The following is a 22938-nucleotide window of genomic DNA, read 5'->3' on the forward strand; positions in this document are numbered from 1 at the left end:
GTCCGTGCGGCGGCCTCTCGACCTTAGATCGGATGTTTGCAGAATTCGAGTAGGCTGCGCCCATCGGTCACCCGAGTCGCACCGACCAGCGCCAGGCCGTGCGCTGCGGCCAGTTCCTGGAACTCGGTCAGACCTCCGATGGGCAGCGGGCCGAAGAAGCTGCCCCCGGTCACCTCGGCCCGGTCACCGAACCGGCGTAGCACCTCACGCGCACCGGCAGCGGTCTCCTCCAGGTCGACCAGATGCCCGCGCACACCTGGATTCGCGTCGAACAGGCTGCCCTGGGTTACGCACAGCCGAAACCCCGTCAGCCCTAGTTGATCTTCATGAAGGGCTCCTTCGTCTACGTGAGGTCGATGAAGGCGCCCTTCATCCACGACGCAAGCACTCGGGAAGGGACCCTTCATAAAGATCAACAGCTGGGGTCCAAGTGACGGGCCTCGGCCCCAGGTGCTAGTTCACGGGCGGTCGTGGGTTGTTCGTGAAGACCGTCCGGAAGGCCCAGGGTGACCGCTACTCTCAGTGTCATCGGCGTCACTAGTCCGGACATCTGTTGGAGCTGTTGTATGTCGTTGTCAGGTCCCACGACGGTCAACCGTGCCACGCGGCGCAACTTGTTTTGGTCAGCACTGAAGCAATTGCTGCGATAGATTCTCATCTGGTGGACGCGGCAGACCACGACCACCCGATCGGCCTACTGTTCGCCCGTCTGATCAAGAGCTCCCACAGAAGCAGGTCACGCAGTTGTCCACTCCTGTCGCGCGGTCGGTGCCCGCCGCGATCCGATCGGTGCTCGCCCGCGACCGCTGGGCGCTCGCCGGCACGGTCACCGTCGTGGTGATCGGCCTGGTCGCGATCTTCGCGGACGTCCTCACCGCCATCGAGGGCCACGACCCGTACACCTACGACGCGAGCGCGCTGGACCCCGCCAGCGGGCTGCCCGCAGGGCCGTTCGGCGGTGTCAGCGGCGAGCACTGGTTCGGGGTCGAGCCGCTGACCGGGCGGGACCTGTTCGCGATCGTGGTGCACGGCGCGCGGACGTCGTTCCTGATCGGGCTCGCGGCGACGCTGGTGTCGATCGGGCTCGGCGTGCTGATCGGCGCGGCCGCGGGCTACCTCGGCGGCTGGGTCGACCGGGTGATCGTCTGGAGCGCCGACGTGTTCCTGGGCTTCCCGTACCTGGTGTTCATGATCGCGCTCGGCGCGGTCGTGCCGGTCGAGTTCCCGCGGGCGTTGCTGCTGATCGTGGTGATCGGGTTCTTCGGCTGGCCGTCGACCGCGCGGATCGTGCGGGCGCAGGTGCTCACGTTGAAGGAGCGCAACTTCGTGAAGGCCGCGCGGACGCTCGGGGCGTCACCGTGGGAGGTGTTCCGCACCGAGCTGCTGCCGAACCTGTGGGGTCCGGTGCTGGTCATGGCAACGTTGTCGGTGCCGGGCAAGGTCGGCCTGGAGGCGGCGCTGTCGTTCCTCGGCGTCGGTGTGCTGCCGCCCACGCCCAGCTGGGGCCGGTCGATCAGCGCGGCGATCGACTGGGTCGCGGTCGATCCCGCGTTCCTGCTGTTCCCCGGCCTCGCGTTGTTCGGGGTCACCTGGGGCTTCAACGCCCTCGGCGACGGACTGCGGGACGCGCTCGACCCGAAGTGGGGGCGCAAGCCGTGATCTCGCTCAGGTATGCCGCCACCCGTGTCGGCGGCATGGCACTCGTGCTGCTCATCGTGGCATTCTGCACATTCGTCGTGTTCTACCTCGTGCCGTCCGACCCCGCCCTGATGGCGTGCGGCAAGCCGTGCACGCCCGAGAACCTCGCGCTGGCGAGGGAGTTCATGGGCTTCGACGAACCGTGGTGGCAGCAGTTCCTCACGTTCCTCGGCGGGATCTTCACCGGCAGGACGTTCGGCAGCGGCGCGACCGCGATCCACTGCACCGCACCGTGTTTCGGCTACTCGTTCCGGCAGAACGCGGACGTGCTCGACCTCATCGGCGACCGGCTGCCGGTGACGGTCTCGCTCGCCGTCGGCGCGGCGGTGCTGTGGGTGGTCCTCGGCGTGGGTGTCGGTGTGTTCGCCGCGCTGCGCAAGGACTCGTGGTTCGACCGCGTCGCGCTGGGAGCGTCGGTGATCGGCGTGTCCGCGCCGGTGTACCTGGTGGGGCTGCTCGGCATCCTCGTGCTCGGGTTCAAGCTCGACGTGGTGCCGGTGGGCAACTACACCCCGTTCAGCGAAGACCCGGTGCGGTGGGCGTGGGGGCTGGTGCTGCCGTGGTGCGTGCTCGCGTTCGCGCACGCCGCCCACTACGTGAAGCTCACCCGCACCCAGATGATCGAGACGATGAGCGAGGACTTCATCCGCACCGCCCGCGCCAAGGGCGTGGCCGAGCGGACCGTCGTCGGCAAACACGCGCTGCGCAACGTGCTGCTGCCGGTCGTGACGCTGACCGGGCTGGAGCTCGGCTCGCTGCTCGGTGGCGCGGTGATCACCGAACGGGTGTTCAGCCTGCCCGGTCTCGGCAACCTGCTGATCGAGGCGGTGCACGGCCGTGACCTGCCGACCCTGCTCGGCTGCACGTTGTTCGCCGGTTTCCTGGTCGTCGTCGCCAACGCGGTCGTCGACCTGTCCTACGGCGTGCTCGACCCGCGAGCACGGCTCACCTGAGGGAGGAAAGTCCGTTGTACCGCAAGAAACTTCTTGCCGTCGTGCTGCTCGGCGCCCTGGGGGTGTCCGCCTGTGGCGCGAACGACCAGAAAACCTCCGGTGACGCCGCCAAGCCCGAGAAGGGCGGCACGCTGCGCATCCTGTCGGAATCGCGCTCGATCAACTTCGACCCGGCCAAGTCGCAGAGCCTCGCGATCACCACGCTCGGCCTGGTGCACCGCAGGCTGACCGGCTGGCAGAACGCCGTCGGCCGGCCCGCCAAGGTCGTGCCCGACCTCGCCGACACCGGCAAGACCACCGACAACGGCAAGACCTGGACGTTCGTGCTGCAGGACGGACTGAAGTTCAGCGACGGCACGCCGATCACGTCCGCGGACGTGAAGTGGGGTGTCGAGCGGTCGTTCGCGCCCGCGTTCAGCGGCGGCCTCGGCTACCACAAGGCGCTGCTGGTCGGCGGCCCCGACTACAAGGGCCCGTTCGAGGGCAAGGAGCTCGACTCGATCGAGACGCCCGACCCGAAGACGATCACGTTCAAGCTGTCCCGCCCGTACGGCGACTGGCCGTGGGTCGTCTCGACACCGGCGTTCGCCCCGGTGCCGAAGGGCAAGGGCGCGGAGGCCGACTACGCCGAGCACGCCGTCGCGTCCGGCCCGTACCAGATCGCGAGCTACCAGAAGGGCGTGGAGGCCAAGCTCTCCCGCAACCCGAACTGGGACCCCGCGAAGGACCAGGTCCGCGCCGGGCTGCCGGACTCCGTCGTGGTCCAGCTCGGCCAGGACGCCTCGGTCGTCTCGCAGCGCCTCGCCGCCGACTCCGGTGACGACAAGTTCGCGTTCGGCTCGTCGTTCGTCTCCCCCGCCCAGCTCGCGCAGCTGCAGGCGAACCCGTCGGCGAAGTCGCGCGTGGTGACGTCGAAGTCGGGTGCCGTCGCCTACTTGGCGCTGAACACGCAGAAGGCGCCGCTGAACAACCTCAAGGTGCGCCAGGCGCTCCAGTACGCGGTGAACAAGGCCGCCTACCAGGTCGCGTCCGCCGGCACCGCCGCGCTCGCCGGTGACACCGCCTCGACGCTGATCACCCAGGGCATCGAGGGCCGCGAGCAGTTCGACCTCTACCCGACCAAGCCGGAGGGCGATCCGGAGAAGGCCAAGCAGCTGCTCGCCGAGGCCGGTTTCCCGAACGGCCTGGACAACCTGCAGCTGGTGCTGAACAAGTCCAACAACCAGACCGACAAGGCCGAGGCGATCCAGGCGGCACTGGCGAAGGCCAACATCAAGATCAACATCCGGTCGCTGGAAGAGGACGCGTACGAGACCGAGACGAACCTCGCGACCAACCCCACCTACGACCTCACGCTGTCGTCGTGGCAGCCGGACTTCCCCAGCGCCAACGCGAACATCCAGCCCCTCTTCGCGTCCTCGGAGATCGGCAACGGCGGCTACAACCTCTCCCGCTACTCGAACCCCGAGGTGGACAAGCTGATCGAGGAGGCGCAGTCCACCGTGGACCCGGCGGAGGCCGGCAAGAAGTGGGCCGCCGTCGACAAGCGGATCCTGCAGGACTCGCCGGTCGTGCCGCTGATCTACACCCGCAACTCGTTCATCCACGGCTCGAAGGTCGGCAACTTCTTCATCGCCGACTTCCCCGCCTACCCGAACTACCTGCAGGTTGGTCTGACGAAGTGAGTGACGTGCTGCTGTCCGTCGAGGACGTCTCGGTGGACTTCGGCTCCGGCTCCCCGGCGGTCGGCGAGGTCTCGTTCTCACTGACCGCCGGGGAGGTCCTCGCCGTGGTCGGCGAGTCCGGTTCCGGCAAGACCGTGACGGCGATGTCGTTGCTGGGCCTGCTGCCACCGTCCGCCTCGGTGACGGGGCGGGCTCTGCTGCGCGGGCGCGACCTGTACGCGTTGTCCCCCGACGAGTTGCGCGAGGTGCGGGGCAACGAGGTCGGCATGGTGTTCCAGGAACCCATGAGCGCCCTGAACCCCGTCTTCACCATCGGCAGCCAGATCGTCGAGGCCGTGCGGGTGCACCGCGCGGTCTCGCGTTCACAGGCTCGCGCGCGGGCGTTGGAGTTGCTGCGCCTCGTCGGGTTGCCGGAGGAACGGTTCAAGGCCTACCCGCACCAGCTGTCCGGCGGGCAGCTGCAGCGCGTGGTGATCGCGATGGCGGTGGCGAACGAGCCGTCGCTGCTGGTCGCCGACGAGCCGACGACCGCGCTGGACGTGACCGTGCAGGCCGAGATCCTGGAGCTGCTGCGGGACCTGCGGGACCGGCTCGGGGTCGCGATCCTGCTGATCACGCACGACATGGGCGTGGTCGCCGACCTCGCGGACCGGGTCGTCGTGATGAACTCCGGCCGGGTCGTGGAGACCGGGACGGTCCGGGAGGTGTTCGAGTCGCCGCGCGAGCCGTACACGCGGACGTTGCTCGACTCGGTGCTGTCGCTGGACTCCCGCGAGCTGCCCGCGCGTCCTGCCGCGGACCCTGTCCTGCGGTTGTCCGGTGTGTCCGTGTCGTACGGCAAGTTCCAGGCCGTCTCCGACGTGTCGCTGGAGATCGGCCGCGGCGAGACCCTCGGCCTCGTCGGCGAGTCCGGTTCCGGCAAGTCGTCCATCGCGAACGCCGTCACCGGGCTCGTGCGGTACACCGGCGGCATCACGGTGGCGGGCAAGGAGGTCTCGTCCCTGCGCAGGGCCGACCGCGGCCGGATCGGTCTGGTGTTCCAGGACCCGCAGTCGTCGCTCAACCCGCGGGCCACGATCGCCCGGTCCATCGCCCGGCCGTTGCTGCTGCACACGGCGTTGCGCGGGAAGGCGCTCACGGCGAAGGTCGACGAGCTGCTGGACGCCGTGCAACTGTCGTCGTCGTTGCGCGACCGCTACCCGCACGAGCTGTCGGGCGGGCAACGGCAGCGAGTCGGCATCGCGCGGGCGATCGCGCTGGACCCGGACCTGCTGATCGCGGACGAGCCCACGTCCGCGCTGGACGTGACGGTGCAGGCCCGCGTGCTGGAGCTGTTCCTCTCACTGCAGCGCGACCTGCGGTTCGCGTGCCTGTTCATCAGCCACGACCTGGCCGTCGTGCAGCACCTCGCCGACCGCGTCGCCGTCCTGCACTCCGGCCGGGTCGTCGAGGAGGGCACCTCGGTCTTCGCCGCGCCGCGCGATCCCTACACACAACGATTGCTCGCCTCGGCGCTTACCGTGTCCGTATGACGACCAACTGGGCCGGCAACGTCACGTTCACCGCGGCCGAGGTCGCCGAGCCGACCTCGGCCGACGACCTCCGCGCGATCGTCCGCGGCTCGAACGCCGTGCACGTCGTCGGCTCCGGGCACTCCTTCAGCCCGATCGCCGACACCTCGGGCACCCTGGTGTCGCTCGCGGCCATGCCCGAGGTCTTCGAGGTGTCGGGCCGCACGGTCCGAGTCGGTGCGGGCATGACGCTCGCCGCCCTCTCGCCGCGGCTGCACGAGGCGGGCCTCGCGCTGCACACCCTGCCGTCGTTGCCGCACATCACCATCGCCGGCGCGGTCGCCACGGCCACGCACGGCTCCGGTGCGCGGTCGCTGGCCGGCGCGGTGCGGTCGGTCGAGGTCATGCGCGGGGACGGGTCGGTCGTCGAGCTGACGTCCGCCGGTGCCGTGGTGTCGATGGGCGGCCTCGGCGTGGTCACCGCGTTGACGCTCGACGTCGTGCCGACGTTCGACGTCGCGCAGACCGTCTACGAGGACGTGGCCTGGACGACGCTGCTCGTCCAGCTCGAACAGATCTTCGACGGCGCCTACAGCGTGAGCGCGTTCATCGACTGGCAGGGCGGCGCCACGCTGTGGGTGAAGCACCGGGTGGGCGACCCGCCGTTCCGCTTCCCCGGCCGCCCCGCCGACGGCCCCCGTCACCCCGTGTCCGGCCAGCCCGCCTCACGCTGCACCCTCCAGGGCGGCGTGCCCGGCCCGTGGCACGAGCGACTACCGCACTTCCGCGCCGAGTTCACCCCGTCCGTCGGCGACGAGCTGCAGACCGAGTACTTCGTGCCCCGCACCCGTGCGGTCACGGCCCTGCGCGCCCTCGCCGAGATGTCCACCGTCATCTCGCCGCTCGTCCAGGCCTGTGAGATCCGCACGATCTCGGCCGAACCGCAGTGGCTCAGCCCGGCCGCCGACCGCGACAGCCTCGCCATCCACTTCACCTGGGTGCCGAACACCCCGGCCGTGCTCGCCCTGCTCCCCCGGCTGGAGGAGGCGATCGCGCCGCGGCCGCACTGGGGCAAGCTCTTCACGGTGCCGCCGACGCTGCTGGCCGCGCGTTATCCGCAGTGGGACGCGTTCAAGGCGCTGTTGGCCGAGCACGACCCGAAGGGTGTGTTCCGCAACGACTTCCTGACCCGCTACTTCGGTTCTGCCTCGTCCAGCTGACGCCAGAGCAGGTCGGCCTCCGGTCCGCGCAGCTTGGTCAGCAACCGTCGCGCCTCCGCCCGGTGCACCTCCGAGAGCGCGGGTTCGGCTGTGACCAGCGCGAGCAACGTCCGCACCTCCCCTGTCCGGTCACCGAGTCGCCGGAAGTTCGCCAGCGCCACCCCGAACGCCTCCTGCGCGCGCACTTCCTCCTCGGCTTCCAGCCAGAGAGCACCCAGCTTCTCGCTCAGCCTCGCCCTGCCAACGAAGTCATCGGGCTCGAGTGGTTCCGACAACAGCCCATCGATCGCCGGATACAGACCGAAGGCGGCGCGCCTCATCCGCGTCAGGTCGATGATGATGTCGGCCCTGTCCATCGGGCTCAGTGGCAGATCACGCGCGCGCTTCAGATACTCCTCCGCCCCGTGCGGCCGCCCGACGATGGTCTCCAGGTAGGCGAGCTGACGCAGTGCGGTGACCTGGTCGTCGAGCGGCAGGACGCTCCGCTCGACCGCCTCGAGCAGCCGCTCTCCGGCCGCCTCGAAGTCACCGCGGTCCACCAGCAACGAGCCGAGCTCGAACGCGATCTGCGCCTCGAGCACGGTGTCGCCCGCGCTGTACGCGCGCGCCAAGGCCAGATGCCGCAGCGCCCCATCGGACTCCCCGGAGCGCAGTTCGACACGGGCCAACTCCCGGTACGCCAACGCCCTCTCGTGCCCATCACCACCGAGCACCGCGAACTCGAAGTGGCGGACGGCGTCGGGGAGCTGGTCCTGATCCAGGTGGATCTCGCCGAGCAGCCGGTGAGCGCGCTGCGCTTCGACAGAGTCCGGCATCGCGACACCCAGCACTCGGTTCAGGTCGTGCGCCGCCTGCTCGGCATCGCCCAGCTGCCTGCCGAGTTCGCCGAGCAGTAGGGAGGCCTGGATCGGCGCTCGGGCCACCTTCAGCGCACGACTCGCCAGGGCATGGGCGGCCGCCAGGTCACCTCGGGACACCAGCAGGCGCGCGGCCGAGAGGAGCACACCTTCCCAATGCGCTCCCATGTCCTGCTCGTGCACCGCGATCACCACGTCGACGGCGGAGGAGACCTGGTCGGGTGCGGTGCCCACGAACATCACCAGGCGGCCGGGGTCGACCTTCACCTGGTCGAGGATCTCCTGCAGGCTGGGCAGAGACCCCGGTGGCGGGTCGACGATCACGAAGTGCCGCACCGTCGACAGGTCCGCCAAGCGCCCCCGCACCGCCCGCACGCCGAGGCTGACCAACTGGTCGTGCATCTCCACGGCCCGTTCGGACGTCCCGTACACCAGGACGTCGTAGGCGAACCCCTGACCGGAGTCACGACGGCCGCGTTCCCGGGCCGCGGCCACGTAGGTGTCGCGGTTGCTCACCAGCACGTCGGCGTCCGCGAGCCGGTGCGCGAGCAACGCCGCGATGTTGTCCATGTAGTAGGAGACCGAGTCGGGGTTGCCGCTGCGTTCGTCGAGAACGGCGATCTCCTCGCCGAAGCTCCAGTACGGCAGGTACGGCACCGTGGTGCGTTCGACGAGGCCCAGCTCGGGGTGGTCGTCGTGCTGGTCCTTGGGCAGCCAGCTCGCGTACAGCGGCGCGAACTCCTCGGCCATCGTGGTGCGCCACGACCGCGCCCGCTCGTACTCCTCCTTGCTGTCGAAGCGCGACACCACCGGCAGGTACAGCAGGCCGTCCCGGTCGTAGGGCAGCTTGTCGCGCGCGAGCGCCGCCCGCCCGGCCACGTCCAGCGTGCCCGCGAGGTTCTGCCGGTTCGGCGCGACGCACAGCACCAGCACGTCCGGCAGCTGCGCGGTGCAGATGCCACCGATGTCGGTGATGCCGGTGCGGCTGTCGATCAGCACGTAGTCGAAGGTGTCCTTCCACTCCTCGCGGATCCTCTCGAACCGCCAGCCCAGGTCGTGGTCGGCGAAGAGCTCCGGCCACGACAGCGCCTGGGCGCGGTCGGGGTACGAGGCGTCCATCGCGCCCGCCGCGAGCAGCGACAGGTCCTCGGCGTCCGGCACGGAAAGCGGTTCCACCACGTCGACCCAGTCGGCCTGCCCGGTGATCACCTCGACCAGCCCGCCGTCGGGCGGGCTCGACAGGTGCGGCCGGAAGTACTCGTGCAGGCCGGGGGCGTCGAGGTCGAAGTCCACGCACAGCACGCGGTTGCCCCACCGCGCCAGCTGCACGGCGACGTTGGCCAGGCAGAAGGACCGGCCGACGCCGCCCTTGTAGGAGTAGAAGGTGACGATCACGGCAGCCTCACAGCCTCGGCAACGGGCCGGGCGGCAGCGACCGGGGATCGAGCGCCGGCCGCACCACCTTCCACGTCGGATCCCACGGTGGCGCGTCCTCGACGCGTTCGGCCACCTCGCCCGCGAGCTGCTGCACCGCGGCGTAGAAGTACTCGTAGTCCCTCGACCGGCTGTAGGTTTCGTAGGGCAACGGCTTGTTCCACCGGGTGAAGTCGCGTTGCTGCACGGCTTGCGCCTCCGGCGGGTAGTGCCTGCCGTCGGCGTAGCGGACGGGCAGCACGAGGTGCCGCGGGTGGTCGGCGGTGCCGTAACCGAGCGTGCGGTGGCGTTCGAGCATGCTCTCCCACTCGGCGACGCACCACTCCGACCGGAAGTACGGCGGCGAGAAGACCGCGACCATCACCTTCGAGCGCAACAGCGCGCGTTCCAGGTTGTCCGGCCAGGCGACCCCGGTCTCCTGGTTCCAGTCCACGAAGATCCGGGGTTCCGCGGCCATCTCGTTGCCGAGCCACTCGCGCAGGGCCCGGTAGAAGTGGTCCCGCACCCACACGTCACCACCGCCCCGGCGCGTGTAGCTGAGGAAGACGTCGTACTCGTAGCCCACGTTGTCACATCGGGATCTTCAATGGGTCCATTACGACGCATCACCCTTCTGGCGCAACGTCTCCAGCTCGTCGTCGGACAGTCCGTAGGTCGTCGCCACGGTCGCCTTCGGTGAGGTGACCAGCAGTCCGGGCCCCCACTCCTCGACCACGACACCGCGCTGGTGCGCCGACTCGAAGAACGGTTTGCCCGCAACACCCAGATCAACAGCATACGGCCAGAACACCGTGCGGCGTGCGACACCGGGCTGGACCTCGTGCGCGAACTTCAGCTGGTGCAGGAACGTGATCCAGCCTTCGGTGATGTCGTCGTAGTACTCGTCCCACTCGGGCAGCGTGCCCTTCGGCGCGCGCGTCAGCACCACCCGCGTGCCTTCCGGGACCGGCGTCAACGAAAAGACGTCGTGCCCGTGCAGGGACAACGTGTGCGCGCCCGTCTCCTCGGCGTCGGTGAAGAACGTGCCGTCGATCTCCTGCTCCAGCCCGTCGTACTCCCAGCCGTGCCAGTGCAGGATCTTCTGCTTGTCGCGGAACGACTGCCACACCTCGTCCACCGGTGCCGCCACGGTGATCTCGATCCGCACGCCGTCATCGCTCATCGGACACTCCGGGATGGCCCATAGCGACCACCCGGTACGGGCGGCCTGACTCGGTGTCGTACCTCAACGCGAGCTGCCGCACCGCTTCGGCCAGGTCGCTCGTGAACTCGTGGACGTCGCCCGGCGCGCCGAAGCGGACCGTCGTCTCCACGGTGAAGGTGAGCAAACGCTTTCCCGCCTCCGCCGCCGCGCCCGACATCCGCTCGACCTCACGAGCCGCGTCCGCCGCGACCGACACCAGATGCGTTGCGGCGAACTGGTCCTGCACGTCCGCGGCGATCTCGCGGCCGGGCCGGGCGCGCAGCACGCGTTCGACGCACCCGCGCCGCTGGCGTTCCTCGACCAGCTCGACGAGACCCGCCTGTTCCAGCGCCCGCACGTGGTAGTTGACCCGTTGCCGCGGCAGGTCGAGCGCGGCCGCGAGCTGGGTCGCCGAGGCGGGCGACTTCAGCAGCTCCAGCAACGAGCGGCGCAGCGGGGACAGTTCCACGTCCAGAACGGTCGCATTTGACAAATCAATTTGTCAATACCGGAACCCGACCGGAAACGGGCAAGTTCGTTGACGGTTGCAACAAAACGACCCCACCCTGTGAGCCGTGAGAATCCCCCTGCTGGTGGCAGCGTTGGCAGCAGCAGCGGTCGTTCCCGTGTGGACGGTCGCGGCGCAGGCCGACGTGGTGCCAGGAACCTCGTACCAGGTGACGAACGTCGGCAGCGGAAAGTGCGTGGAGTCGCTCGGATCGGCGAACGGCGCACAGCTCCGCCAACAGAACTGCACCGGTCAGACCTGGAAGTTCACGCCCACGAGCGACGGCTACTTCACCGTCGGCGAAGGCTCGGTCTGGGACGTCTCAAACGTCTCCACCGCGGACAACGCGTTGATCCACATGTGGCAGAACTTCAACGCGAACAACCAGCAATGGCGTCCTGAACAGGTCGGGACCGACACCTACCGGTTCGTGAGCAGGCACAGCGGCAAGTGCCTCGACGTACCCGGCGCGACCACCAACGACGTCCAGTTGGTGCAGTACACCTGCAACGGCACCAACGCCCAGGCGTTCCGGCTCGGCATCCCGTCCGATCCGAACCGGCCGGACTTCGGACCGAACGTCCTGATCTTCGACCCGTCGATGCCCGCGAGCACGATCCAGGCGCGCCTGGACGACGTGTTCCGGCAGCAGGAGGAGGGTCAGTACGACCCGCGCCGGTTCGCGATCTTCTTCAAGCCCGGCACGTACGACGTCGACGTCAACATCGGCTTCTTCACCCAGGTCCTCGGCCTCGGCCTGAACCCGGACCAGGTCACCGTCAACGGCCAGGTGCACGTCGAGGCCGACTGGTTCCAGGGCAACGCGACGCACAACTTCTGGCGCGGCGCGGAGAACCTCGCGATCCGGCCGCCGGGCGGCACCAACACGTGGGCGGTCTCGCAGGCCTCCGCCATGCGCCGCACCCACGTCTACGGCACCATGCAGCTCGACGACGGGGGCTGGTCCAGCGGCGGTTTCCTGGCCGACTCGGTGGTGACGGGTCAGGTCCGGTCGGGTTCGCAGCAGCAGTGGTTGTCGCGCAACACCGAGTGGGGCTCGTGGACCGGTGAGAACTGGAACATGGTCTTCGTCGGCGCGCGCAACGCCCCGGCGAACACGTTCCCCGAGCCGCCGTACACGACGGTCGCGCAGACCCCTGTCGTGCGCGAGAAGCCGTTCCTGAACATCGACGCGAACGGCAAGTACAGCGTGTTCGTCCCGTCCGTACGCACCAACACCAGTGGCACCACGTGGGCGAACGGCCAGCAGCAGGGCACGAACATCCCGCTGTCGGACTTCTTCATCGCCAAGCCCGGCACGTCGGCCGCGACGATGAACCAGCAGCTCGCGGCGGGCAAGCACCTGCTGCTCACGCCGGGAATTCACCAGGTGAACGAGCCGATCCGGGTCACCCGCCCCGACACCGTGGTGCTCGGTCTGGGTCTCGCAACTGTCATGCCCACCAACGGGAACATGGCCATCGATGTGGCCGATGTGGACGGTGTGAAGGTCGCGGGCCTGCTGCTGGACGCGGCTCCGACGAACTCGCCGCTGCTGATGCAGGTCGGCGCGCCCGGCAGCTCGGCACGGCACCAGGCCAACCCGACGTCGGTGCACGACCTGTTCGTGCGCATCGGCGGTTCGGCGGTCGGGCGGGCCACGACCTCGTTGGTGGTCAACTCATCCGACGTGATCGGCGACCACCTCTGGCTGTGGCGCGCTGACCACCGCGACGGCGTCGGCTGGGACGTGAACCGGGCGGACACCGGGTTGATCGTCAACGGCGGCAACGTGACGATGTACGGGCTTTTCGTGGAGCACTACCAGAAGTACCAGACCATCTGGAACGGCCAGGGCGGCCGGACGTACTTCTACCAGAACGAGATGCCTTACGAGGCACCGGATCAGGCGTCGTGGATGAACGGCTCCACGCGCGGCTACGCGGCGTACAAGGTGGCCGACAACGTCACCACGCACGAGGCGTGGGGCTTGGGCAGCTACATCTTCGCCAACGCCAACCCGAGCGTCGTGGCGGACCGGGCGTTCGAGGTGCCGCGGACGCCGGGGGTGAAGTTCCACAGCTTGGTGACGATCTCGCTGGGCGGCAAGGGAACCATCGAGCACGTCATCAACAGCTCGGGCGGGCGGGTGACCGCGGGCTCCACCGAGGCCTACCTGGCGAATTACCCGTAGTGTTCCGCTGAGCGGTTTTCGGGTGCGCATCCCCGTGCTCCGGTTCGCATAGACTGGAGTATGGGGATGCAAACCGCTGTGGAAGTGGTGCAAGGAGTCCAGGCGGGCGAGTTCACGGCCCGCGAGGTCATCGATGAGCAGATGAAGCTCATCGCGTCGCTCAACCCCGTCTACAACGCGATCACATCAGTGCTCGACGTTCCTGACGACCCGGTCGGGCCGCTCGCCGGTGTCGTGTTCTCGGTCAAGGCCAACATCGACGTCGCCGGCGCCGCCACCACGCACGGCATGAAATCGTTGGCCACCAACGTGAAGACCGCTGACGCACCGATCGTGGCACGACTGCGCGCGGCCGGGACGACGCCCATCGCGCACGCGAACATGCCGACGTTGAACGCCCGTGGCATGCACACGTACAGCGAACTGGCCGGGCACACCATCAACCCGTGGGACGCCACTCTCTCGCCGGGCGGCAGCTCCGGCGGTGACGCGGTCGCGGTCGCGACGGGCATGGCGCATTTCGGGATCGGCAACGACGGCGGCGGCTCGCTGCGGCTGCCGGCGTTCCTGAACGGCATCTGCGCGCTGAAGCCGAGCTACGGCCGCTATCCGCAAGGCACGACGTACGGGCAGCCGGATCCGTCGTTCCCGACGCAGGTCATGACGGTCGAGGGTCCACTGGCCCGTTCGGTCGCGGACCTGCGGCTGGTGCACTCGGTGCTGTGCGGCGCGGATCCGTCCGACCCACGTGCGGTTCCGGTGCCGGCGGCAGGTGAGCCGGTGCGCCGGGCGGCCGGGTACGTGCCGGGTGACCCGGTCGTGGAGGAGGCGGCGAAACGCCTGGCGGACGCGGGTTACGAGGTCGAAGCGGTCGAGCTGCCCCGGCTGGAGGAGGCGGCGACGCTGGGCATCCGGATGATCGCCACGACCATCGCGCTCGACTTCGCGGCGTTCGAGGCGTTCGCCGGGGCGGACGTCTCCGCCTACGCCAAGCTCATGCTGCAGCTGCGTCCCGGGCTGGACCTGGCGGAGTTCCTCGCGCTCACCGGCACCCGGCTCGCGATCCAGCGCGAGTGGGCACGACTGCTCGACCGCTGCCCGGTGGTCGTCGGACCGGTCTCGACGACGCCGTCGTTCGAGCCGGACCAGGATCGGCGCGACATAGCCAGCCTGATGGCGTACTACGAGGCGATGAGGCTGTGCGAGGCGACGTCGTTCGTCGGGGTGCCGTCGGTGGCGGTGCCGACCGGGTTGCGGGACGGGCTCCCGACCGGCGTCCAGGTGATCTCCCGGATGTACCGGGAGGATCTGGCCCTGGACGCCGCGCAGGCGCTCGAGGTTCCGCTCAGGCCAGCCGTTTCGGCCGGTTGATCTTCATCTCGTCCATGTCGGTGACAGTGGCGCGCAGACCGCGGTAGTCGACGCCCAACGCGTCGATGGCCGCGGTCGCGCGCCGCAGTCCCGCGTCGGCCGCGTCCTTCTCGGCGGTGAGGATCACGCGGTAGCTGAAGAAGTCGAGCTTCTCGTCGAAGAACAGCGCGCCCTCCTCGCTGAACCCGCCGTCGCGCAGGAAGTCGAAGCCCTTCAGGTGCTCCCTGAGGTGCGCGCGCTGGTCGTCGGTCAGGTCGGCGAAGCGGCCGCGGACGAGTACTCGGTAGGTGTGTTCAGCCACGAGAAAACATCGTGGCCGAACACCCGCCGCCCTGGCGAACGATTTCTGCGGTGCGGAAGAATCGTGGCCCATGAACGCAAAAGAGCTGGTCACGCGCATCCGGACGGAGTTGCACCCCGGTGAGCACGACAACCTCGTGGTCAAACTGATCGAAATCGGACAGGCTCCGCGCGCGGTGATCGCCACGTTCGCCGCCGAGGAGAACCACATCGTGGCGTCGGACTGGCGAACATTCCTCGCTCTCGCGGCCAAGGCGGAAGAACCGAACGCGCGGGCGTTCTTCACGCTGCTGGCGGGCGGTGAGGAGCTGGTGCTGCCGATGCTGGAGCCGCTCGCGAACGCGGCGGGCATGTCCTCCAAGGACTTCCAGAGCTACGAGCCGTTCCCGGGCTGCCAGGCCTACCCGGCGTTCCAGGCGTGGATGGCGCTCAACGGCGAGCCGACCGACGTGATCCTCGCGATCCTCGCCAACTTCACCGCGTGGGGCGGTTACTGCGCCCGCATGGCGAAGGGGTTGCGCGAGCACTACGGGTTCGACGACGAGGCGTGCGCGTTCGTGGACTTCTTCGCGACGCCCGCCCCGCAGCTGGAGGAGCGGGCGATCGCGGCGGTCCAGGCGGCGCTGGACGCGGGCTGGCAGCCGAAGCACGCGTGGCGCTACGGCCGCCTGCTGCAGGCCTACGAGCTGGAGTTCTGGTCGACCTTGGCCTGAGTCTTCGCCGTCGGCAGCTTCGCCGAACCCCGTGCCTGCTCGCCGATGACCGACAGGGCCTGCTTGACGACCTTGAGCACGGCCTGCGCGCCCTCGACGAGCTTGATCAGGTTCTCACCGCTGGCCAGCAGCTCGCCGAGCTTGGCCGCGATCTGGGCACCGCAGTCGACGGCGATCTGCACGCACTGCGGGATCGCCACGGCGATGCTCTGCCCGAACGTGGCCGGGGCGGCGGCGACCGCCTCGGTCATGATCGGCACGATCTTGCCGACCGCCTCGGTGATCAGCCTGGTCACCTCGGCGACGACCTGCGCCACCACCTGACCCGCCTTGATCAGCGCGGTGGCGCTGGTCAGCGCGGTCTCGGCCACGGACAGCACGCCGTCGGCGAGCTGCTTGCCGGTCTTGGCGTAGTCGGTCGCGCTCTGCCCGGACCAGCCGCTGGTCTCGCTCGCGGCCTTGCCCTGGTAGTCCCGGGCGAGCGTGGTCGCCTTCTGACCGGCCCTCTCGAACTCGCCGGAACCCTGCTGAACGCCGTCCGGGTTGCCCTTGAGCTGGTTCAGCGGCTCTTCCAGGAACGAGATCATCGGCGTGAGGAAGCCGACGCCCGCGCTGTCCAGTGCCTGCAGCGGTTTGCCGTTCGAACCCAGCTCGCGGAGGTCCGCCCCTGGCGTGTTCGCGAGGTCCCGCGTCAGCCACTCGTCGCCGCTGACGGCCTTGCTGGTGGTGCGGAGCTCGTTGAGCAGCGCGGTGATCGTGCCCGTGTCGGTCGCGGTGGTCATCGGGCGGCTCCGATCACGGCGGCGGCGTTGTCGTCGTCGGTGCGCTGGTACTCCTCGGCGGTCTGCCGCAGGCCCTCGCCCACTTTGTCCATTGTGGACGCGACGTGGGTGAAGGCGTCCAGGGTGTCCCGCATCGCGCTGCCGAGGCCCGCGGTGAGGAACTGGGCGAACGAGCCGAGCGCCTCCTGGCCCGGCCCGGTGGGCAGGCCCGATCCGGTCGCGGCGAGCTGGTCGGCGTACCCGGCGAGCGTCGCGGCGTGCCTGCGCAGCTGCTCGTGGTCGACGGTGAACGTCATCGCACGGCCTCCGGGAGGTGCGAGGTGATCTGGTGCAGCGCGTCGCTCTCGCCGAGGTAGTTCGCCATCACCTCGGCCATGCGCGCGCCCGCCAGGCGTTGCGCTTCCCGTGCGGTGCTGACGATGAGCATCGCGAGCGTGTCGACGTCGAGCTTGCGCGCCGCGGGCGTGAGCGCGACGGCGCCGAGCACACCGCCCGCGTTGACCGTCACGGTCACCTCACCACGCGGCGAGGTCGCGCTCGCCCCGACCTCGGCCAGGCTCGCACTCGCCGACCGCGCGCTGTACGCCACCCGTTCCAGGCGTTCCTGGTAGTCCGCCAGCCACTGTGCTGGATCCACTTCTCCCCCTCTTCCTAGGCCCGCGCCTCTGCGGCGAGCTCACCAATCGCGCGAACGAGGTCGTGGTGCCGCAGGGGGTTCACGCTGACCCACCCGTCACTGCCGAGGTCGACCCTGACCCGTCCGCTCACACCGTCCAACCAGGACACTTCGCGTCGTTCGCCGTTCCTGACCACGCCGGCCTGGCCGTGCCCGGTGACGTCGAGGCCGTGCGCGACGCCCGGCGGCAGGGTGATCGGCATGATCTGCGCGGCCTTGAGTTCGGTGACGAGCTGCGCGAGCTCGTCCCCCAGCGTCTCGGCCTCGACGTGCACGGCTCTCACGGTGCTGCCGGACTGCGTGCACACGACCGCGTCGTCGCCGTAGACCATCGCCACCGCTCTGGTTTCCGGCACCACGAGGTCCACGACGGCCCGGTGCTCCCGCAACGCCGTGACGAGCTCCGCGGCCATGCCGGTCGGCCCGTGCGGTTCGGCCAGCCCGCGCTGTTGCAGCCCGTACCCCGCCTCGGCGAGCAGCTCGGCCCGTTCGGCGGCTGCCACGCCGAACGACGGCACCCTCAGCGGGAACGGCCAGTGCACCCCGGCGTGCGTGGCGAGCAGATCCATCTCCAACAGGTCGAACGCGATCATCGCCCCGCCCCGCGCGCCTGCTCGGCATCCGTCTCGGTGTAGGTGGTCCTGATCTCGGCGAGCATCTGCCGGAACGCCCTGATCTCGCGCTCGGCCGCGCTCACCTCACCCGCGAGCCCTTCGCCCGCCGCCTTGAGCCGGTGCGACAGGTCCTTCGCGGGCGGCGCGGTGCCGAGCAACGGCTGCCGCTGCGCCAGCCGGCTCGCCGTCGCCACCAGATCACCGGTCAGCTCGGCCAGCCTGGTCAGGGTCCTGACGCGGTCCTGCAGCTGGTCCGGTGCCACCTCGTAGCCGGTCACTGCTCCTCCCCGATGACTGCGGGCGACACCCGTTCGTTCACCACGAACAGGCCGTGGTCGAGCGTGGGCATCTGGTTCTCGTGTTCTTGGTCGTCGTCTTTACGCGTGCTCGTCCCGTGCGGCGCCATCGAGCTGTTCGGCGCGCCTTGTCGTGTCTCGGTGGTGGGCGCACCTTGTGCCATCGGCCCGATGGCATGGCCGGTCATGACTCCGGCACGCGTGCCGGGGCTCAACTGGGCCTGCGGGGTCTGCTGGCTCGCCGGGGCTCCGAACACCGGGCCGCGCGTGCCTCCCACCAGGCGCTGCCACGGCACTCCGCCGGAGCTGGGCGTTTTGAGCGGTGGGGCCGTTGTCGTCGACGGGCGTGGTCGGGCGACCTGCTGTTGCGGGATGGTGCCGCGGGCGTCGTCGATGAGGCGGCCGCTGCCGTTGAGGCTCTGCTCGTAGGTCCGCATCGCTCGGACGGCTTCGGCTTTCTGCTGGTCCGCCGAGACCGCGCCGAAGTAGAAGTAGAAGCCCCCGGTGGCGCTCGCCGGGGTGGTGGGCAGGGTCATCGGGGCGGGCGCGCTCGGCAGCGAGAACGGCGCGGGGGCGAAAGGGGCCGACGCGCTGGGCAACGTGAGTGGTGCCGGTGCGCCCGGCAGTGCGAACGGAGCCGGCGCACCCGGCGACGTGAACGGAGCGGCGAACGCGGGCGTCGTCGGCTCCGGTGGCGGCGGCATGGCAGCCCGCGCGGCGGCCAGCGCGTCCGCCGCCTCCTGCGCCGCCCGCTGGCCCGCCGCCGCGAACGCGCTGATCCTCTCGATCCGCTCGGCCAGCTTCGTCAGTCTGGCGGCGGCCTCCTCGGCGGCCGTGCCGTGCCACGTGTCGAGCAGCGCGGCCCGTTGTTCCTTCAGCACCGCGGCGTGCGCGTCGAGCGCCTCGCGGTGGCGCGTCCACTCCTCGGCGACCGTGCTCACGTCCGCGACATCGGCGTCCTGCCACAGCATCCGATGCAGCTGCTCGTGGCTGTACGCCTCCCAGTTGATCTCGCCTGACACCCTCGCGTTCCCTCCCTCGTCCGGCGAGGAAAACGATCACAGCGAGACCGGCCCAGCGACAGGCCAGCCGACCGGCCACATCTGGCCGGTGGCTCTGATCAGCGCAAACGTGCGAGGTGTTCCTGCAACCGCGCGTGCCGGAACTGGTAGACGGCCCCGGCCCGCCGCAGCACGCCGCGCCGGTACGCGTCGTCGAGGAACGCCGCCGGGCCCCACGGCAGCCGCCCGGTCAGCGGCAGCCACACCCGCGCGAGCACCACCCACTGGCCCCACGCGGTCAGGCTCAGCACGTAGGCCAGCCCGCCGCCGATGCCGCCGACCAACCCGAGCGCGAGCGCGGTGACCGGGCTCCACGCGACCTCGAACCGCAGCGCCGTCAGCCCGCTCGCGACCACGCCGGTGGCCGCCGCGACGAAGACCGCGAACACCGGCACGAACAACGCCACCAGCCCGAGCACGTGCCGCCGGTTGACGTCGATCAGGTCGTCGGGGCTGCCGGCGGACCGGACGTCCAGCGGTGCTTCCAGCGCGGCCACCAGCCCGAACACCAGGCCGGCGCCGAGGCCGAACACGAGCGCGAACACGCCGACGTCGACCAGCACGCCCGCCGTCATCTCGTACCCCGGCGTGACCAGCCAGAACGCCATCGCCCGCACCAGCCCGTACGCGCCGCCGGCGGCCGCGCCGAACGCCAGCCCGACGAGCCCCCGCCACCGGACCGACGGTCCGGCTCGGCCGCCCAGCCGGCCGCGCCACCGCAACCGCGTCCGCACCGGCTCCAGCGGCGCCGACCGGACCACCCACCAGTGCGCCACCCCGAACAGCACGCCGATGACCAGCCCGATCATCGCCGCGAAGAACACCCCACGCGCGGTCAGCGCGCCGACGACCAACGCCTCGACCACCAGATCCGCCAGCCCGACGGCGACACCGACCCCCAGCCCGATGGTCGACGCACGCCGCCGCGACGAGATGCCGAGCTGCCACCAGGCCAGATCGTGCGTCCCCAACCGGGTCAGATGATCAGCCAGGTACCCGAGCCACGGCCTCACCCGCGCCGTCGCACCCCCGTACACCGCGGGCACGAAACTGCCGAGCAGATGCCGTTCGACCTCGTCGGCCGTGCCGAAGCCGAGCAGCTCGGCCGGGTCGTGGTCCGGGGTGTCGCTGTAGATCCGCCGAGCCAGCGCCACCATCAACGGCGTGGTCAGCACGTCGGCCAGCACCCCGCCGGACCGCACCTCGTCGAGCACGGGCGTCCAGACGTCCCTGCGCGTGGTCCGCGGCAGGTAGTCCGCGAGGTCGTCGCCGGTCAGGTCCGCCAGCACCACCGCCGCGGCCGACGTCAGCACGTCGGTGCCCTCGACGGCGTCGCGGTACTCGTCCACACGGCTCGTGAGCAGCAACGGAAGAGTGGTGGTGTTCAGTGCGTTGAGCGCGGCACGATGCAGGCCGGCGGCGATCTCGTCGAACCCGTCCAGCACCGGCAACACGCGCTGCGCGTCGACCAGCGCCGCCGCCATCGTCCCGCCACCAGGTCCCGGCGCACCCAGGAACGGGTGATCGCGGACCAGCTGCGAGGCCATCCAGTCGCGCAGCCCGGCGCGTTCCGGGTGCCACGAGCCCAGCCCGAAGATCACCGGCACCACGTCCGGCGACGCGGCCAGCAGGTCGAGCACGAACCGCGTGGTCAGCACCGTCTTGCCGGCACCGGCCCGGCCCAGCACCACGAGCCGCCGCGACCTGACCCGCCGGTACACCTCGACGACCTGGTCGAGACGACCGGACAGCGACACCTTGCCGCCGATGTTGAGCCAGCTGTCCTGCAGGTCGGAAGGAGCGCCGACCCACCGCACGGGCAACGGCACCGGGTCGTGGACCTGCCGCAGCTCCTCCTCGCGTCGCCACCTCGCCTCGACCGCGACCTTCAACGCGTCCACGGCCTCGGCCAGCGGATCGCGCACCGGCGGCACGACGGTCGAACCGGCGGCGGCGAACAGCGAGGCCCGCTCGGCCTCGGACAGCTCCAGCGCGTCGGCCAGCGACCGCACGGTGGCCATGCGCGGATCGGTCCGTTCGCCGGTCTCCAGTCCCCGCACGGTGCGAATGCCCACGCCGGCGCGCTGGGCGAGCGCCTCCTGGCTCAGTCCCGCCCGCTGCCGCCACTGGCGCAGCAGCACACCGAACGCCACACCCGCCCCCTCGTCGCCCGATGATCCGTACCCTAGCTGGCACCGGAAGCGAGCTGAGCGGAAGATCGCGAGAGTGCTGAACCAGTGGCTTCACACCATCCCGCCGGTGCTGGTCTACGTCGTCGTGGCACTGGTGGTCGGCGTCGAGAGCGTCGGCATCCCGCTGCCGGGCGAGATCGTCCTGGTCACCGCCGCGCTCATGGCCTCGCACCACGACGGTGTCTCGCCGGTCGTCGTCGGCGCGGCGGCCTCGGCGGGCGCGATCATCGGCGACAGCATCGGGTACGCGGTGGGCAAGCGGTTCGGGTCGCGCGTGTTCGGGTGGGCGGGCGAGAAGTTCCCCAGCCACGTCAGTCCCGAGAAGATCGACCGCGCCCGGGCGCTGTTCACGCGGTACGGCGCCTGGGCGGTGTTCTTCGGCCGGTTCGTGGCGTTGCTGCGGATCCTCTCCGGTCCGCTGGCCGCCACGATGGGCATGCACTACGGGAAGTTCCTGCTGGCCAACGCGACCGGCGGCATCGTGTGGGCCGGTGGCACGACGGCGGCGGTCTACCTCATCGGCGAGGCGGCCGAGCACTACCTCGCGGAGTTCTCCTGGATCGCGCTGCTCGTCGTGCTGCTCGCGGTGGTCGGGTTCAGCGTCCGAGCCCGGCTCCGCCGTTCACCCCGATGACCTGCGCCGTGATGTGGCCCGCTTCCGGTGAGGTCTCGCCGTCTGGTGAGGTGGATGAAGGGCGCCTTCCTCCACCTGGCGTGGATGAAGGCGCCCTTCATCCACGTAACTGCCCGATCCGGCTGGGGAGACACCCATGACGACACACGTTCTCGAAACCGACAAAGCGGCCATCACCTACGACGTGCACGGCGCGGGCGGCCGCCCGTTGATGATGATCGGCCAGCCGATGGACGCGAGCGGGTTCGCCGCGTTGCGCGCCCAGTTCCCCGACCGCACGGTGATCACCTACGACCCGCGCGGCCTCGGCAGGAGCACCCGTTCCGACGGCAGCACCGAGAACCGGCCGGAGATCCAGGCCGCCGACGTGCACGCGGTGATCCAGGCAGTCGGCGGCCCGGTCGACCTGTTCGGGTCCAGCGGCGGCGCGGTCACGGCGCTGGAGGTCGTGGCGGCCTACCCGGACGACGTCGTCACGCTCGTCGCGCACGAGCCGCCGATCATCGACGTGCTGCCCGACGCGGACGCCGCCCGTCGCGCGCGTGACGGGTTCATCGACGCGTACATGGCCAACGGGTTCGGCGCGGGCATGGCGCAGTTCATGGTCATGTCGACGTGGCAGGGCGAGTACAACGACGAGTACTTCGCCTTGCCACCGGCCGATCCCGCGCAGTTCGGCATGCCGGCCGAGGACGACGGCACCCGCGACAACCCGTTGCTGTCCCGGGACTCCCTCGCGATCACCGACTACCAGGTGAAGGTGGACGTCCTCGCCGCCGCGCCGACGCGTGTGGTCATCGCCGTCGGCGAGGAAACCGGCAACGCGTTCACCGCCCGCACGGCCGTGCACACCGCGAGGCTGCTCGGTCAGGAGGCCACCGTGTTCCCCAGCCACCACGGCGGGTTCATGGACGGCACGTTCGGCCATCCGGGCAAGCCGGAGGAGTTCGGCGTCAAGCTGCGCGAAGTGCTCGGCTGAGGATCACACCGGCGGCGCTTGCATCGTGGATGAAGGGCGCCTTCCTCGGCCTCAGGTGGATGAAGGCGCCCTTCATC

23 protein-coding genes are annotated in these 22938 nt (G+C 70.0%); 10 read left to right on the forward strand and 13 right to left on the reverse strand.

What is annotated here, in order from left to right; translation table 11 throughout:
- Nucleotides 1-23: 23 nt before the first annotated feature.
- Nucleotides 24-377, reverse strand: coding sequence for a hypothetical protein (locus ABZV40_RS19740; RefSeq protein ID WP_355443110.1), 354 nt, complete (start codon nucleotides 375-377; stop codon nucleotides 24-26).
- A gap of 367 nt (nucleotides 378-744) precedes the next feature.
- Between ABZV40_RS19740 and ABZV40_RS19745 the strand changes: the two genes are divergently transcribed.
- From ABZV40_RS19745 to ABZV40_RS19765, 5 genes are read left to right on the forward strand one after another with little or no spacing between them, the layout of a single operon-like run.
- Nucleotides 745-1659 carry an ABC transporter permease gene (locus tag ABZV40_RS19745; RefSeq protein WP_355443113.1) on the forward strand — a complete coding sequence of 305 codons (915 nt, stop codon included), beginning with the start codon at nucleotides 745-747 and terminating at the stop codon, nucleotides 1657-1659.
- Nucleotides 1656-2651, forward strand: a complete 996-nt coding sequence (locus ABZV40_RS19750; protein ID WP_355443116.1) for an ABC transporter permease — start codon at nucleotides 1656-1658, stop codon at nucleotides 2649-2651. The genes ABZV40_RS19745 and ABZV40_RS19750 overlap by 4 nt, the downstream gene beginning before the upstream one ends.
- Before the next feature lie 14 nt (nucleotides 2652-2665).
- On the forward strand, nucleotides 2666-4336 hold the full coding sequence (locus tag ABZV40_RS19755) for an ABC transporter substrate-binding protein (protein WP_355443119.1): 1671 nt from the start codon (nucleotides 2666-2668) through the stop codon (nucleotides 4334-4336).
- Nucleotides 4333-5868 carry an ABC transporter ATP-binding protein gene (locus ABZV40_RS19760; protein WP_355443122.1) on the forward strand — a complete coding sequence of 512 codons (1536 nt, stop codon included), beginning with the start codon at nucleotides 4333-4335 and terminating at the stop codon, nucleotides 5866-5868. The genes ABZV40_RS19755 and ABZV40_RS19760 overlap by 4 nt, the downstream gene beginning before the upstream one ends.
- Complete coding sequence (locus ABZV40_RS19765; RefSeq protein ID WP_355443125.1) at nucleotides 5865-7067, forward strand: FAD-binding protein; 1203 nt, start codon at nucleotides 5865-5867, stop codon at nucleotides 7065-7067. Before ABZV40_RS19760 ends, ABZV40_RS19765 begins: the two co-directional genes overlap by 4 nt.
- Here the strand turns inward: ABZV40_RS19765 and ABZV40_RS19770 are convergent.
- Genes ABZV40_RS19770 through ABZV40_RS19785 form a run of 4 tightly spaced genes read right to left on the reverse strand, consistent with a single transcriptional unit; the run spans nucleotide 7040 to nucleotide 11010 of the window.
- Entirely contained in the window at nucleotides 7040-9319 is a 2280-nt protein-coding gene (locus ABZV40_RS19770) for a tetratricopeptide repeat protein (protein WP_355443128.1), read from the reverse strand. The two genes, ABZV40_RS19765 and ABZV40_RS19770, sit on opposite strands and share 28 nt — an antisense overlap.
- A 7-nt stretch (nucleotides 9320-9326) precedes the next feature.
- Entirely contained in the window at nucleotides 9327-9923 is a 597-nt protein-coding gene (locus ABZV40_RS19775; protein ID WP_355443131.1) for a toll/interleukin-1 receptor domain-containing protein, read from the reverse strand.
- A 30-nt stretch (nucleotides 9924-9953) separates the two neighbouring features.
- Nucleotides 9954-10520 (reverse strand): hypothetical protein, encoded by a 567-nt coding sequence (locus ABZV40_RS19780; RefSeq protein WP_355443135.1) that lies wholly within the window; start codon nucleotides 10518-10520, stop codon nucleotides 9954-9956.
- Nucleotides 10510-11010, reverse strand: a complete 501-nt coding sequence (locus ABZV40_RS19785) for a helix-turn-helix domain-containing protein (RefSeq protein ID WP_355443138.1) — start codon at nucleotides 11008-11010, stop codon at nucleotides 10510-10512. The genes ABZV40_RS19780 and ABZV40_RS19785 overlap by 11 nt, the downstream gene beginning before the upstream one ends.
- Before the next feature lie 112 nt (nucleotides 11011-11122).
- Here ABZV40_RS19785 and ABZV40_RS19790 point away from each other — a divergent pair, with 112 nt between their 5' ends.
- Together ABZV40_RS19790 and ABZV40_RS19795 are read left to right on the forward strand one after the other, a co-directional pair.
- Entirely contained in the window at nucleotides 11123-13243 is a 2121-nt protein-coding gene (locus ABZV40_RS19790) for an RICIN domain-containing protein (RefSeq protein WP_355443356.1), read from the forward strand.
- A gap of 66 nt (nucleotides 13244-13309) precedes the next feature.
- Nucleotides 13310-14614, forward strand: coding sequence for an amidase family protein (locus ABZV40_RS19795; protein WP_355443141.1), 1305 nt, complete (start codon nucleotides 13310-13312; stop codon nucleotides 14612-14614).
- Here ABZV40_RS19795 and ABZV40_RS19800 read toward each other — a convergent pair.
- On the reverse strand, nucleotides 14589-14915 hold the full coding sequence (locus tag ABZV40_RS19800; protein ID WP_355443144.1) for a DUF6204 family protein: 327 nt from the start codon (nucleotides 14913-14915) through the stop codon (nucleotides 14589-14591). The two genes, ABZV40_RS19795 and ABZV40_RS19800, sit on opposite strands and share 26 nt — an antisense overlap.
- 70 nt (nucleotides 14916-14985) lie before the next feature.
- Between ABZV40_RS19800 and ABZV40_RS19805 the strand changes: the two genes are divergently transcribed.
- A complete protein-coding gene (locus ABZV40_RS19805; RefSeq protein ID WP_355443147.1) occupies nucleotides 14986-15627 on the forward strand; it encodes a transcriptional regulator in 642 nt (213 codons plus the stop codon).
- Here the strand turns inward: ABZV40_RS19805 and ABZV40_RS19810 are convergent.
- The 7 genes from ABZV40_RS19810 to ABZV40_RS19840 form a co-directional block, all read right to left on the reverse strand.
- On the reverse strand, nucleotides 15594-16409 hold the full coding sequence (locus tag ABZV40_RS19810; RefSeq protein ID WP_355443150.1) for a hypothetical protein: 816 nt from the start codon (nucleotides 16407-16409) through the stop codon (nucleotides 15594-15596). The genes ABZV40_RS19805 and ABZV40_RS19810 overlap by 34 nt on opposite strands.
- Nucleotides 16406-16705, reverse strand: coding sequence for a type VII secretion target (locus ABZV40_RS19815; protein WP_355443153.1), 300 nt, complete (start codon nucleotides 16703-16705; stop codon nucleotides 16406-16408). The genes ABZV40_RS19810 and ABZV40_RS19815 overlap by 4 nt, the downstream gene beginning before the upstream one ends.
- Nucleotides 16702-17046: a YbaB/EbfC family nucleoid-associated protein gene (locus tag ABZV40_RS19820; protein ID WP_355443156.1), complete on the reverse strand. Its 345-nt coding sequence runs from the start codon at nucleotides 17044-17046 to the stop codon at nucleotides 16702-16704. The genes ABZV40_RS19815 and ABZV40_RS19820 overlap by 4 nt, the downstream gene beginning before the upstream one ends.
- Before the next feature lie 14 nt (nucleotides 17047-17060).
- The gene (locus ABZV40_RS19825; protein WP_355443159.1) at nucleotides 17061-17678 is read right to left on the reverse strand and encodes an ESX secretion-associated protein EspG; all 618 of its coding nucleotides are present in this window, start codon (nucleotides 17676-17678) and stop codon (nucleotides 17061-17063) included.
- A complete protein-coding gene (locus ABZV40_RS19830; protein ID WP_355443162.1) occupies nucleotides 17675-17977 on the reverse strand; it encodes a hypothetical protein in 303 nt (100 codons plus the stop codon). Before ABZV40_RS19830 ends, ABZV40_RS19825 begins: the two co-directional genes overlap by 4 nt.
- Entirely contained in the window at nucleotides 17974-19017 is a 1044-nt protein-coding gene (locus ABZV40_RS19835; protein ID WP_355443164.1) for a hypothetical protein, read from the reverse strand. The genes ABZV40_RS19830 and ABZV40_RS19835 overlap by 4 nt, the downstream gene beginning before the upstream one ends.
- A 98-nt stretch (nucleotides 19018-19115) precedes the next feature.
- Nucleotides 19116-21209, reverse strand: a complete 2094-nt coding sequence (locus ABZV40_RS19840; protein WP_355443167.1) for a helix-turn-helix transcriptional regulator — start codon at nucleotides 21207-21209, stop codon at nucleotides 19116-19118.
- 73 nt (nucleotides 21210-21282) lie between these two features.
- Here ABZV40_RS19840 and ABZV40_RS19845 point away from each other — a divergent pair, with 73 nt between their 5' ends.
- Together ABZV40_RS19845 and ABZV40_RS19850 are read left to right on the forward strand one after the other, a co-directional pair.
- Entirely contained in the window at nucleotides 21283-21882 is a 600-nt protein-coding gene (locus tag ABZV40_RS19845) for a DedA family protein (RefSeq protein ID WP_355443170.1), read from the forward strand.
- Nucleotides 21883-22018: 136 nt separating this feature from the next.
- On the forward strand, nucleotides 22019-22861 hold the full coding sequence (locus tag ABZV40_RS19850) for an alpha/beta hydrolase (RefSeq protein ID WP_355443173.1): 843 nt from the start codon (nucleotides 22019-22021) through the stop codon (nucleotides 22859-22861).
- The last annotated feature ends 77 nt before the right edge of the window (nucleotides 22862-22938 follow it).

The sequence above is a fragment of the Lentzea sp. NPDC004782 genome, assembly GCF_040609115.1.
GTDB lineage: Bacteria > Actinomycetota > Actinomycetes > Mycobacteriales > Pseudonocardiaceae > Lentzea.